This is a genomic window from Georgenia sp. Z2081, assembly GCF_055326445.1.
This window is the reverse complement of the sequence record NZ_JBUZNK010000011.1, coordinates 36436-48673: the sequence shown is the minus strand read 5'-3', so window position 1 is coordinate 48673 and position 12238 is coordinate 36436. Positions and strand designations below refer to the sequence as shown.

Annotated in this window: 10 protein-coding genes; 6 read left to right on the top strand and 4 right to left on the bottom strand. The window is 73.2% G+C overall.

What is annotated here, in order from left to right; translation table 11 throughout:
* Positions 1 to 15: 15 nt before the first annotated feature.
* The 3 genes from ACZLKG_RS13720 to ACZLKG_RS13710 all read right to left on the bottom strand — a co-directional run bounded on the left by ACZLKG_RS13720 (position 16) and on the right by ACZLKG_RS13710 (position 4369).
* A complete protein-coding gene (locus ACZLKG_RS13720) occupies positions 16 to 1188 on the bottom strand; it encodes an ABC transporter substrate-binding protein (RefSeq protein ID WP_463649058.1) in 1173 nt (390 codons plus the stop codon).
* A gap of 242 nt (positions 1189 to 1430) precedes the next feature.
* Positions 1431 to 2243, bottom strand: a complete 813-nt coding sequence (locus ACZLKG_RS13715; RefSeq protein WP_463649057.1) for a PspA/IM30 family protein — start codon at positions 2241 to 2243, stop codon at positions 1431 to 1433.
* Between the two features lie 128 nt (positions 2244 to 2371).
* Entirely contained in the window at positions 2372 to 4369 is a 1998-nt protein-coding gene (locus ACZLKG_RS13710; RefSeq protein ID WP_463649056.1) for a TPM domain-containing protein, read from the bottom strand.
* A 205-nt stretch (positions 4370 to 4574) separates the two neighbouring features.
* Here ACZLKG_RS13710 and ACZLKG_RS13705 point away from each other — a divergent pair, with 205 nt between their 5' ends.
* From ACZLKG_RS13705 to ACZLKG_RS13690, 4 genes are all read left to right on the top strand, one after another.
* Positions 4575 to 4949 carry a cold-shock protein gene (locus ACZLKG_RS13705; RefSeq protein WP_425708117.1) on the top strand — a complete coding sequence of 125 codons (375 nt, stop codon included), beginning with the start codon at positions 4575 to 4577 and terminating at the stop codon, positions 4947 to 4949.
* 171 nt (positions 4950 to 5120) lie between these two features.
* Positions 5121 to 5984 carry a DUF3027 domain-containing protein gene (locus ACZLKG_RS13700; protein ID WP_463649055.1) on the top strand — a complete coding sequence of 288 codons (864 nt, stop codon included), beginning with the start codon at positions 5121 to 5123 and terminating at the stop codon, positions 5982 to 5984.
* A complete protein-coding gene (locus ACZLKG_RS13695; RefSeq protein WP_425708119.1) occupies positions 5981 to 6907 on the top strand; it encodes a hypothetical protein in 927 nt (308 codons plus the stop codon). The genes ACZLKG_RS13700 and ACZLKG_RS13695 overlap by 4 nt, the downstream gene beginning before the upstream one ends.
* Entirely contained in the window at positions 6904 to 8184 is a 1281-nt protein-coding gene (locus ACZLKG_RS13690) for an MFS transporter (RefSeq protein ID WP_463649054.1), read from the top strand. The genes ACZLKG_RS13695 and ACZLKG_RS13690 overlap by 4 nt, the downstream gene beginning before the upstream one ends.
* A gap of 36 nt (positions 8185 to 8220) precedes the next feature.
* Here the strand turns inward: ACZLKG_RS13690 and ACZLKG_RS13685 are convergent, their stop codons facing one another.
* On the bottom strand, positions 8221 to 9159 hold the full coding sequence (locus ACZLKG_RS13685) for an NAD(P)-dependent oxidoreductase (RefSeq protein ID WP_463649104.1): 939 nt from the start codon (positions 9157 to 9159) through the stop codon (positions 8221 to 8223).
* Positions 9160 to 9278: 119 nt separating this feature from the next.
* Between ACZLKG_RS13685 and ACZLKG_RS13680 the strand changes: the two genes are divergently transcribed.
* A complete protein-coding gene (locus ACZLKG_RS13680) occupies positions 9279 to 10781 on the top strand; it encodes an NCS2 family permease (protein WP_463649053.1) in 1503 nt (500 codons plus the stop codon).
* A gap of 7 nt (positions 10782 to 10788) precedes the next feature.
* Positions 10789 to 12126 (top strand): MFS transporter, encoded by a 1338-nt coding sequence (locus ACZLKG_RS13675; protein ID WP_463649052.1) that lies wholly within the window; start codon positions 10789 to 10791, stop codon positions 12124 to 12126.
* Positions 12127 to 12238: the final 112 nt, after the last annotated feature.

Below are 12238 nucleotides of genomic sequence, written 5' to 3'. Positions count from 1 at the left end.
GCCGGGGCGCCGCTGTCACCGGACGCGCACCCAGTCGCTGACGGTCTCCCAGCCCTCCTCGGTGGCCTGGACCATCATGCTCGAGCGGTTGGGGTTGTGCGCGGTCGCGTCGCCGAACGTGAAGGGCATACCCATGAGCGGGTGCTCCACCTCGTCGAGGTCGCGGAAGGCGGCCGTGACCGACTCGTTGGTGATGTCGCCGTCGATGCCCTCGAGCACCTCGACGAGGATCTCCGCGGCCACGTACCCGCCCATGGACAGGGACGTGAGGGGGACGTCGGCGTCGGTGAGCGTCGTGCGCCAGCCCTCGAGGCCCGGGTCGTCGCTCGTGAACGGCAGGAACTCGGAGTTCGCGTAGAGGCCGAGCGTGCCCTGCTCCGCCAGTGCGTCGTGCACGTCCTCGCTGTAGGCCGAGGTCAGCGTCAGCCAGTCGATCTCGTCGAGCAGCCCCTGCTGGTCGACGGTGTTCATGAAGGCGACCGCGACGGGCTCGTTCGAGTTGAACACGACCGCCTCGCAGCCCGCGTCCCGCACGGCGAGGATCGCCGGCGTCGGGTCGTCGCCGAGCACCACCGAGGTGTCGATGTGGGGCGCCTCGGAGCCGGTCTCCTGCTCCCACCGGTCGATGAGCTCGAGGTAGGGCTCGGTCAGTCCGGCGCTCTCCTGGATGACCGGGCAGACGCTGTCGTGCCCGAGGTCCTCGGACGCGAAGTGGAGGAGCGCCTCGTAGCCGCGGATGGTGCCGTTGTTGACCGGCGCGATGTGGGACGACTCGAAGCACGAGGGCTCCACGCCGGTCCCCGAGAGGGCGACGACGTCGCGCTGCGCGTAGAACGCGGCGTTCGCGCTGCACTCGACGAGGCTCGCCGAGCCGGCGAAGGCCACGACCCCGCTCTCGTCGACGAGACGCCTCGCGGCCTGGCTCGCCTGGGCGGGGTCGGCGCCGTCGTCCTCCGAGACGAGCTCGATCATGCGTCCGTCGATGCCGCCCTCGGCGTTGACGCGCTCGAAGACGGCAGCGGCCGCTGCGGGCACCTCCGGGAACGGTGCGGGACCGGTGATCGAGCTGACCGCTCCGACCCGGATCGGGTCCGCCTCGTCGTCGCCGCCCGAGCAGCCGGCCAGCGTGAGCGTCACCGCCGCCGCGACCGTGAGTACCTGGGTGAGTCGGGGCGTGCGGGTCTTCATCGTGCGTCGATCTCCTCGTCGGTCGTCCGTGACTGCGACGGACGGGCCCGCCGCCGAGCGACCGCGCCGGACGGATGCGCACCCCGCGCGCCACTTACGGCGACAGTGTCACAAGAATGAGGACGGTCGACAACCGTTTCGACGATCGGACGCTCCGGCGCCCTCGGACGCCGGAGCGCCCGTGACCATCGCGGTCACGGGCGCTCCGGGAGATCTCGGCCCGCGGTCGAGCGGGAGCAGGATCAGTAGGCCGTGCGGTCCTCGGCGTGCGGGTCCGCGGACGTCTGGCCCGGGACGTACTCGCCGGCGTCGTCGGACTCCGCCGTGATCGCCTGCGGCGACCGGCCGGCCTTGAGTGCGGCGAGGCGCGCGTCGATCTCCATGTCCTTGCTGTGGTCGGCCAGCTCGGCGAACTGGTCCTCCATCGAGCCGGCGTTGATCTCGGCCTGACCGGCGACGTACGCCTCCTCGCGGCGGACCTGGTCCTCGAAGCGGGAGATCTCGCTGGTCGGGTCGAGCACGTTGATCGAGGAGATCGCGCCCTGGACCTGCTTCTGCGCGGCCGCGGACTTCTGGCGCGCCACGAGCTGGTCGCGCTTGCCCTTGAGCTCGTCGAGCTTGCCGCGCATCTGCACGAGGCCCGCCTTGAGCTTCTCGACGACCTCGTTCTGCGAGTCGATCATCGGCTTCGCGGACTGGGCCTCGCCCTCGGCCGTGATCTGCTTGTTGAGCGCGATCTTGGCGAGGTTGTCGAACTTCGCCGCGCCCGCGGAGTCGCCGGAGGACCGCAGCTCCTCGGCCTTGTTCGAGGCGGCCATGGCCTTCTGGCCCCAGTCGCGGGCGTCGCGCACGTCCTCGTCGTAGTCGCGCTCGGCGAGGCGCAGGTTGCCGATGGTCACGGCGACGGCGTCCTCGGCCTCCTTGATGGAGCTCGTGTAGTCGCGCACCATCTGGTCCAGCATCTTCTGCGGGTCCTCGGCGCGGTCCAGCAGCGCGTTGACGTTCGCGCGGGTGAGCTGGGCGATGCGCCCGAGGATGCTTTGCTTCTCAGCCATGTGAACTCCTCAGTTCCTGGTTCTCGCGGTTGTCGTCGTGCCACGCCGCGTGCGCGACGTCGTCTCTTCGGCCGGCCGGGTGCCCGGCTGGCCGTCCATGTGGTCCCGGCGGATCGGTCACGGGCGGGTCAGAAGCGGCCGCCGAAGCTGCCGCCACCACCGCCGCCTCCGCCGAAGCCGCCACCGAAGCCGCCTCCGCCGAAACCGCCCCCGCCCCAGCCGCCGTGGTGATCGTTGCCGCCGCCGAGCAGGCCGCCGATGATCCCGCCGATGACCAGCGAGCCGACGTCGACACCGCCGCGCCGGGGGTGGTAGCCGCGGCCGTACGGGTTGTGCCCGCCGAGGCCGGAGCCCATCTGCAGAGACGCGAGGTCGCGCTCGACGTCCTGCTGCGCCTCGCGCAGCATCGACTGCGCGCGGGCGGCTGCCCGGACCGACTCGTCGGGCGCGGAGTCGAGCAGCGAGCGGGCATGCGCGATCTCGTCCTCCGCGCCGTGCAGCTGGCTGCGGGCGTGCTGACCGACGGCGCCGCGCCGGGTGCTGATCAGCTGGTCGACCGAGCGCCTCAGGTGCTCCGCGGCCTCGATCCGCCCCTCGGCGGTCGCACGGTTGCGGCGGACCACCTCGGCGCGCTCGCGCATCGGGGCGAGCACCTCGTCGATGGCGTTCTCGGCGGTCGAGAGCCGGTCGAGCGCCGCCAGCGGGTCGCCGCCCTGCCGGGCCGCCTCGCCCTGCGCGATCGCGGCGACCGCCTCCTCCCGGGCGGAGCGGACCCCGGGGTTGTCGGGGGCGAGCCGGTCGGCGTCCTCGACGTCGGAGGAGATCGAGGACAGGGCCTTGGCGAGGTTCGCGGACGCGTGCTCGAGCTCCTTGCCGGCACCGATCACGCGGTCGGCGAGCTCGGCGGCCTGGTGGACGGCCTCCTCGGCGACCCGGGCGTGCGTGACGGCCGCCCGGCGGTTGCGCGCGGCGGTCGCGAGCCCCTCGTCGACGCTGCGCAGCGCGGAGTCGATGAGCTGCTCGGCCTGCTCCGGGTCCTCCCTGACCGAGGCCAGGGCGCTCGCCGGGTACCGGTCGGTGAGCGCCCGCAGGTGGATGCGGGAGTTCTCCACGTCGGCCCGGACCTCCTCCGCACGCGTGCGGGTCTCCTCGAGGACCTGCTCGACTCGGGACTCGATGTTGCGCAGCCGCTCGAACTCCTCCTGCTGGGCGCTGAGCGTGGTGCGCACGAGGTCGGTGCGGTCGAGGATGCGCAGCAGCAGCCGACGCTCCTCGCTCTCGGTCTCCGGGTGCTCGTCGTCGAGGGTGCGCCGGGCCTGGAACGCCTGGTCGACGGCCTTCTGCGCGGCGGCGAGCGCCTCGGTGAACTCGTCGGTGCGGCGCAGGCCGAACTGGGCCTTGGCGAACTCGAGCTCCGCGGCGGACGAGCGCACGGCGTCGTCCGCGCCCACCAGCGCGGACCCGGCCTCGTTGCGCAGCTCGGGCAGGGGCAGGCGGGCCGGGTGGCCCTCGGGCAGGTTCTCGAGGGGGTCCTTGACGCCGCTCTTCCCGGTCTTCCGGCGCCAGGCGGCGAACCCGACCGCACCGACGGCCACGACGACGATGCCCCCGACGAGGACGGTCCCGATCCCGATCCCGCCCGTGGCGTCGCCGAGACCCTCGCCCCAGGCGGTGCCGAGCTCGGACCACTGGCCGGCGTTGAAGTGGTCGGCGACGTCGCCGTCGACGACCTGCCGCGCGTCACCCTCGGAGACGGGAGCGTTCGGTCCGACGACGACCCCGTACGCGGACTCGTCGACGGCGACCGCGAGGAGGACCTCGTCGTCGCCCATGTTCGACATCTGCGCGGTCTCCTCCGCCCACCTCTGCGCCTCCAGCCCGCCGAAGTCGGACACGTAGGCGATGAACGGCTGGACGTCGTGCTCGGCCTCGATCTCCTGGTACAGCGCCTCGAGCTCGGCCTCCTCGCCGTCGCTGAGGACGTCCGCCTCGTCGAGCACGCCGTCGGGGAGGTTCGACGGGTCGGTCGCCCCGGCGGGGCTCGCGAGCAGCACGGGGCCGAGGGTGAGCGCGGCGACGCCGAGCGCGGCGGCGAGGGGACGGGGGCGACGAGAGGCAGGTCTCACCAGTCGATCTTGTCGTGCTGCGGCCGCCGTCGCAACGAGCGGACTCCCCGGTCCGCCGCGGGCGGACGGACCCGCGCCGTGACGCGTACCGCTCGGCGCGGCGAAAGGTCGGGGGCCACGGGTATCATCACCACGCCGGGCCGAGGCAGGCCCGACCCCCCGCACGCCGACGCGATCGGCCCCGAGCGACGAATGAGGTTCCGCGGTGCCCACCGGCAAGGTCAAGTTCTACGACCCCGACAAGGGGTTCGGCTTCATCGCCGGAGACGACGGCTCCGAGGTCTTCCTGCATGCCTCCGCCATGCCCGCCGGCGCCAGCCCGCGCGCGGGCGCGCGCGTCGACTACGGCGTGGCCGACGGACGGCGCGGCCCGCAGGCCCTGTCGGTGACGGTTCTCGAGGCGCCGCCGTCGGTCGCCAAGGCGCACCGCCGTCCGGCCGAGGACATGGCGACGATCGTCGAGGACCTCATCCGGACCCTCGACCGGGCCTCGAGCTCGCTCAACCGTGGCCGCTACCCGGACAACGGCGCGAAGCTCGCCGCGATGCTCCGCGCGGTGGCCGACCAGTTCGACGCCTGACGGCGCCGCTCCTGCTCGCCGCCGGACCGGGACCGTCCGGGCTCGTGGCGGCCCGCCGCCGGGCCGGGGGACTCGGCCCCGGTGCTCCGGGGTGACCGACCCCATGCCGGCGGGGCCCGGTCTGCCGGGCCGCGAACCGTGCGCGCGCGGTACGACGCCTAGACTGTCGGGGTGTCTGCTGCCCGCGCGACCCGCGCCCCCGTGAAGGATCAGGTCCTCGCCGGAGCCGTCGAGGTCGCACGATCGGCGGCCGAGGACGTCGCCGTCGGCGGTCACGTGGGCGACCATCTGGGCTTCGAGCTGCTCGCCGACCGGGTGGGCACCCACTACTTCGCCTCCGCCGTCCCGGGCTACCTCGGTTGGCGCTGGTCCGTGACCGTCGCACGCGTGCCGCGCGGTCGTACCCCGAGCGTGAGCGAGGTCGAGCTCGTGCCCGGCGAGGGCGCCCTGCTCGCCCCCGAGTGGGTGCCGTGGGCCGACCGGCTGCGCCCGGGGGACCTCGGGACGAACGACGTCCTGCCGTACGTGGCCGAGGACGACCGTCTCGTCCAGGGCTACGAGTTCACCGGTGACGAGGACGACGCCGACCGGCAGGCCGTCCACGAGCTGGGGCTGGGGCGGGCCAGGGTGCTGTCCCCGCGCGGCCGCGAGGAGGCCATGCAGCGCTGGTACGACGGCGCGTCCGGCCCGAACGCCGCCCCGGCGAAGAACGCCGCGGCGTCGTGCTCCTCGTGCGGGTTCTTCCTGCACCTCGCCGGCTCCGCCCGGACGATGTTCGGCGTCTGCGCGAACGAGTGGTCCCCCGACGACGGCCGGGTCGTCTCCCTCGACCACGGCTGCGGCGCCCACTCCGAGACCACCGAGCAGGCGCCCGCCGCGCTGTGGGACGCGACCCCGCCGGTGCGCGACGAGATGGACCTCATCGTCCTTCCGCCGCTCAACCCGCTCCCCGAGGAGCCGGCGGACGACGCCGAGCCGACGGACGACGACGAGACGGATCCCGACGGCGGGCAGGCGGGGCCGGACCCCCGGTGACGGACTCCCAGGACTGGCAGGCCCAGGAGCAGGAGCGCCAGCGCCTCGCGCTGAAGAACGTCGCCGGCTGGGCCGGCGGCTTCATCCGGCACCGCTGGACCGCCACCGGGCACGAGATCCGCCTCGGCCTGCGCAACGTCGTCGACCGAGACGAGCCGGCGGTGGGCTCCGTACCCGTCGTCGTGTCGATGACCAGCTACGGCAAGCGCCTGCGCCGCACCGCCTACCTCGCCCTGGAGTCCATCGCCCGCGGCTCCGTGCGCCCCGCCCGACTCATCCTGTGGGTCGACGAGCCCGAGGTGCTCCAGGACCCGCCGCAGGCCCTGCGGCGCCTCGTGGCGCGCGGCGTCGAGCTCCTCCCGTGCGAGGACTACGGGCCGCACAAGAAGTACTACCCGTACGTCGCGAGCCGGGAGAGCCACGACCTCCCGCTCGTCACGGCCGACGACGACGTCATCTACCCCTACCGGTGGCTCGAGCAGATCTGGGGCGTCCACTCCCAGCACCCGGACGACGTCATCGCCATGCGCGCCCACCGCGTGCGTCTCCAGGGCCGCATCCTCACGCCGTACCTCACCTGGCACCCGGTGCGCTCCACCCAGGCCTCGCACCGCCACTTCGCCACGGGTGTCTCGGGGGTCCTGCACCCGCCGGCCATGCTGGCCGCGCTCAGGGCCTCGGGCACCGAGTTCACCGAGCGCTGCCCCAAGGCCGACGACATCTGGCTGCACTGGCACTCGCTGCGCACCGGTGTCCGAGTGCGGCAGGTTCACAACCGGCCCCGGGACTTCCGGGAGATCGAGCGGCCGTGGCAGACCGGGCTGTTCGAGTCCAACGGGTACGGCGGCGCCAACGACGCGCAGATCAACGAGCTGTACACGGCGGACGACATCGCCGTCATGGTCGACGACTTCCCGCGGTGAGCACGCCCGCGGCACCGGCCGCCGCGGACGGCCCGATGTTCCCGTTCCGCCCGATCGTCCTCGGCGCGATGGTGCCCACCTTCCTCCTCGAGGTGGGCGTGGGCGCCGCACTGCCGATCATCGTCACGCGCGCCACCGACCTCGGCGCCTCGCTCGGCGTCGCGAGCCTGCTGGCCGCGCTCGTGCCGGTCGGGCAGATCCTCGCCGACCTGCCCGCCGGCGGGCTCACCGCCCGCGTCGGCGACCGGTGGGCGATGGTCGTCGCCGGGCTCGTCGCCGTCGTCGGGTTCGTCCTCGGGGTGGCCGCCGGGTCGGTGGTCGTCCTCGGCGCGGCGGCCCTCCTCCTCGGCGGGGCGCAGTCCGTGTTCGCGATCGCCCGCCACGCGTACCTCACGTCCACGACGGCGCCGCAGCGCCGCGCACGCGTCCTGTCCACGATCGCCGGGGTCTTCCGGGCCGGCCTGTTCGTCGGTCCGTTCGTCGGCGCTGCCGTGCTGCTGGCCGCCTCGACCCGCTGGGCGTTCGCGGTCGGTGCCGTGACGTCGTTGCTCGCCGTCGTCGTCGTCCTCGCCGCCGGCGGGAGCGCCGCCGACCGCCCGAGCCCGGCACCGCACGGCGCCGGACGGCAGTCGATGCGTGCGGTCGTCGGCCGGCACCGGGCGGTGCTGGTCCGCCTCGGCGCGGTCGCGGTGACCATCGCGGCGGTGCGCGGGGCACGGCAGACGGTCCTGCCGATCTGGGCGGAGCACATCGGCCTCGACGGCGCGACCACGTCGGTGATCTTCGGCGTCGCCGCCGGCATGGACATGCTGCTGTTCTACCCGTGCGGGCAGGTGATGGACCGCTTCGGGCGCCTGTGGGTCGGCGTGCCCGGCATGGCGATCATGGGGCTCGCGCTCGCGGCGATCCCGCTGACGGGCACGGCGGGCCAGCTCGGCGCGGCCGGTCTGGTGCTCGGCATCGGTAACGGGATCACGTCGGGGATCCTCATGACCATCGGGTCCGACGCCGCGCCCGCCGACGGCCAGGCCCAGTTCCTCGCGGCGTGGCGGCTCCAGGGCGACCTCGGCGCGGCCGCCAGCCCGCTCGTGCTCGCCGCCGGCCCTGCGCTCGGCTCGCTCGCGGTCGCCGTGTGGGTCACCTCCGCCGTGGCCGCCGTGTCGATCGGTGTGCAGCGGCGGTGGCTGCCGCGCTACTCCGTGCACGCGAACCGGTCGACCCGGCGCGCGGCGGGCCTGCGCCCGGACGGCTCGCTGCCGACCCGCCTCGACGAGTGAGCGGGATTCTGCCGGACGAGTGAGCGGTGGGGGAGGTCAGCGCTCGACGAGGTTGCGCATCCCGCCGAGGTCACCGGCCAGCAGCGCGCCCAGATTGTGCTCGATGAGCTCCTTGCCGCCGTGCGCGCGGTAGCCGGCCACGTGCGGCGTGTAGACGAGGTTCGGCGCGGTCCACAGCCGGGAGTCCGCGGGCAGGGGCTCCTCGGCGCTGACGTCGAGCCCGGCGCCGGCGAGCCTGCCGGCCTCGAGGGCATCGACGAGGGCGTCCTCGTCGAGCGTCGAGCCGCGGCCCACGTTGACGACGATCGCCCGGTCGGGCAGCTGGTCGATCCGACGCGCGTCGAGCGCGCGGTCCGTCGCGTCTGTCGAGGGCAGGATCATCACCAGGACGTCGGTCTCTGTGAGCGCCTCGTCCAGCCCGTCCTCGTCGACCACCGGGAACCCGGCGCGCACGCCCGCCGTGCGCGCCACGCCGCGCACCCGCGCCCCCAGCGCCGCGAGGATGCCGGCGAGGTGCTGACCGATCGACCCGAAGCCCCAGATGAGGACGTGCGCGTCGATGAGGGAGGCGACCCGCTCGGGCGGCTGGATCGCGCGCGGGCGCCTCAGCTCGTCCGCCCAGCGCGACTCCCGCTGGGCCGCGAGCAGCTGCGGCATCCGCCGGACCAGCGTGAGCGCGAGGGTGACGGCGTGCTCGGAGACGGTGGCGTCGTGCAGCCCGCGCCCGGAGGTGAGCGCGACGTCGTCGGGCAGCCCGGCGGCCTCGAACATGTCGGTGCCGGCCGCGAGCGACTGCACCCAGCGCAGCCGCGGCAGGTCGGCGGCGACCGAGGCGAGCAGCGTCGGCGTCCCCCAGGCGACGACCGCCTCGGCGTCCCGGTCCTCGGCCGGGACCTCGCGGCCCTCCCGCAGGGGGACCACGGTGACCCCGTCCGGGACCTCCAGGTCGAGGTCGGAACGGTTCGTGACCAGCATCTTCACGTCGACATCCTCCGTCGGGCTACGGGTGGCCGGGCACCGGACGGCGCCACTCCTGGCACCCACTGTGGGCATGGGCTATGGGGAACGGCCCGCGGCGTCCATAATGACCGACTGTGACCCCCGACGCAGACGCGACCGCCCCGGAGCCCACCTCCGGCCGCGCAGACCCAGTACCGGCGGACAACCTGCTCGAGCGCCTCTTCAGGATCCGGGAGCGTGGCTCGACCCCCTGGCGCGAGGTCCGCGGTGGCCTCGTCACCTTCTTCGCGATGTGCTACATCATCGTGCTCAACCCGATCATCCTGTCGACGCCGGACTCCACCGGCCAGTACCTCGGCGGCGGGACCGAGGGCGCGAACTTCGCCGCGATCGCCGCGGGCACCGCACTGGTGGCCGGCGTGATGTCGATCCTCATGGGGTCGGTCGCGAACTTCCCGCTCGCCGTCGCCGCCGGGCTGGGCATCAACGCGCTGCTCGCCTACACGATCGTCGGCATGGAGGGCATGACCTGGGGCGACGCGATGGGCCTCATCGTCCTCGAGGGCATCGTCATCCTCATCCTCGTGCTCACCGGGTTGCGCGAGGCGATCTTCCGCGCCGTCCCGCCCTCGCTCAAGACCGGCATCTCGGTCGGCATCGGCCTGTTCATCGCGCTCATCGGCGTGGTCAACGCGGGCATCGTCCGACCCGGCGCCGGGACGCCCCTGGAGTTCGGCATCGGCGGCTCGATCGCCTCCTGGCCGCTGGTGGTCTTCGTCCTCGGGCTCGTCCTCATCCTCGTCCTCATGGCTCGCAAGGTGCGCGGCGCGCTCCTCATCGGCATCGTGGTCGCCACCGCGGTGGCAGCGATCGTCGAGGCGATCTCGAGCCAGGGCACGCAGACGCCCGACGGCGCCAACCCCGGCGGCTGGGGACTGACGGTCCCGTCGATCGAGGGCAGCATCGTCCAGGTCCCCGACTTCGCCACGCTCGGCGAGTTCTCCCTGTTCGGCGCCTTCGAGAAGATCGGCATCGTCGCCGTCCTCGTCCTCATCTTCTCGATCATGCTCGCCGACTTCTTCGACACGATGGGCACGATGGTCGCCGTCGCGGCCGAGGGCGACCTGCTCGACGAGCAGGGCAACCCGCCCGCCACGCGCCGGATCCTCGTCATCGACTCGATCGCCGCCGCGGCCGGCGGCGCGGGCGGCGTCTCCTCGAACACCTCGTTCGTCGAGTCCGCGGCGGGCGTCGGCGACGGTGCCCGCACCGGCCTGGCCTCGGTCGTCACGGGTGTGTGCTTCTTGCTGGCCACGTTCCTGTCGCCGCTCGCCGAGGCGGTCCCGTACGAGGCGGCCACCCCGGCGCTCGTCGTCGTCGGCTTCCTCATGATGCAGCAGGTCGTCGAGATCCCCTGGAAGAACCTGTCGCTCGCGATCCCGGCGTTCCTCACGATCATCTTCATGCCGTTCTCCTACTCGATCGCGGTCGGCATCGGCGTCGGCGTCGTCGCGTACGCGATCCTCATGACGACCACGGGGCAGGTGCGGAAGGTGCACCCGCTCATGTGGGGCGTCGTCGTCGCGTTCGCGATCTACTTCGCCCTCGGCCCCATCCAGGACGCGCTGGGGATCTGATCGATAGATGACGGCAGCGTCCACGGGCCCGAGGCGCGGGTTCCTCGGCTCGACGTTCCACTCGCTCGGCTACTTCAACTACCGGCTGTGGTTCTTCGGGTCGATGGTCGCCAACACGGGCACGTGGGCGCAGCGCGTCGCGCAGGGCTGGCTCGTCCTCACCGAGCTGACCGACGACTCCGGCATCGCCATGGGCATCGTTACCGGGCTGCAGTTCCTCCCGGCGCTCCTGCTCAGCCCGATCGCGGGGGTGACCGCCGACCGGGTCGACCGGCGCCGGATGCTCATGGTCACGCAGGGCTCGATGGGCATCCTCGCGCTCTGTCTCGGCGCTCTCGTCCTCACCGGGGCGGTCGAGCTGTGGATGGTGTACGGGTTCGCGTTCGCGCTCGGCTGTGCCTCGGCGTTCGACGGCCCCGTGCGGCAGACGTTCGTCTCGGACATGGTCCAGCCGGCGGACCTGCCGAACGCGGTGGGCCTGAACTCGACGTCGTTCAACCTCGCCCGCATGGCCGGCCCCGCCCTCGCGGGACTCGCGATCGCGTGGGTCGGGACCGGCTGGGTGTTCATCGCGAACGGCGTGCTCTTCGGCGCGACCATCCTCGCGCTGACGTTCATGAGGGTCGACGAGCTCGTGCCGCGCGTGGTGGTGCCGCGGGCGCGCGGCCAGTTCCGCGAGGGCCTGGCCTACGTCCGGCACCGATCCGACCTCGTCATCGTGCTCGTCACGGTCGGCGTCGTGTCCAGCCTCGGCATGAACCAGGCGGTCACCCAGGGGGTGATGGCCCGGCAGATCTTCGGCCGGGGCCCCGAGGAGTTCGGCGTCCTCGGCTCGATCATGGCCGTGGGGTCCTTGCTGGGGGCCCTCATGGCCACGAGGCGCCGCAACCCCCGGGTGCGGACGGTCATCCTCGCCGCGTTCGCGTTCGGCGTCGCCTCGTTCCTCTCCGCGCTCGCACCCACCTTCTGGTGGTTCGCCGCCTCGCTCGTGCCGGTCGGGTTCACGGTGCTGACGATGCTCACCTCCGCCAACGCCACGGTGCAGACGTCGACCGACCCCGCCTACCGGGGGCGCGTGATGAGCCTGTACATGATGGTGCTGCTCGGCACGGGGCCGTTCGGGGCACCGCTCGTGGGCTGGATCGCGGAGGTGCTCGGCGCCCGTGAGTCGATCCTCGTCGGCGCCGTGCCCTCGATCCTCGTGGCAGCGATCGCCGCGCTGTGGGTGCGGCGCGCGTGGGACGTGCGGGTGGGCTACGACCGCGCGGCGCCCCGCCACCTCACCTACGAGGGGCCGCGCGAGCGCGCGGCCCGGGCCGCCGAGGAGGGACGCGAGTCCAGCTAGCCCCCTGGTCACCGAGAGTGCGGTCGGTGGTCACCGAGAGTGCGGTCGGGGCCTTCCCGACCGCACTCTGGGCGGGCCCGAACCGCACTCTCGACGGGTTCGAACCGCACTC

Excerpts from the sequence above, each read along its gene's own strand:
- ACZLKG_RS13720 (WP_463649058.1), bottom strand. The coding sequence starts at position 1,188 with ATGAAGACCCGCACGCCCCGACTCACCCAGGTACTCACGGTCGCGGCG.
- ACZLKG_RS13715 (WP_463649057.1), bottom strand. The coding sequence starts at position 2,243 with ATGGCTGAGAAGCAAAGCATCCTCGGGCGCATCGCCCAGCTCACCCGC.
- ACZLKG_RS13685 (WP_463649104.1), bottom strand. The coding sequence starts at position 9,159 with ATGCTGGTCACGAACCGTTCCGACCTCGACCTGGAGGTCCCGGACGGG.
- ACZLKG_RS13675 (WP_463649052.1), top strand. The coding sequence starts at position 10,789 with ATGACGGCAGCGTCCACGGGCCCGAGGCGCGGGTTCCTCGGCTCGACG.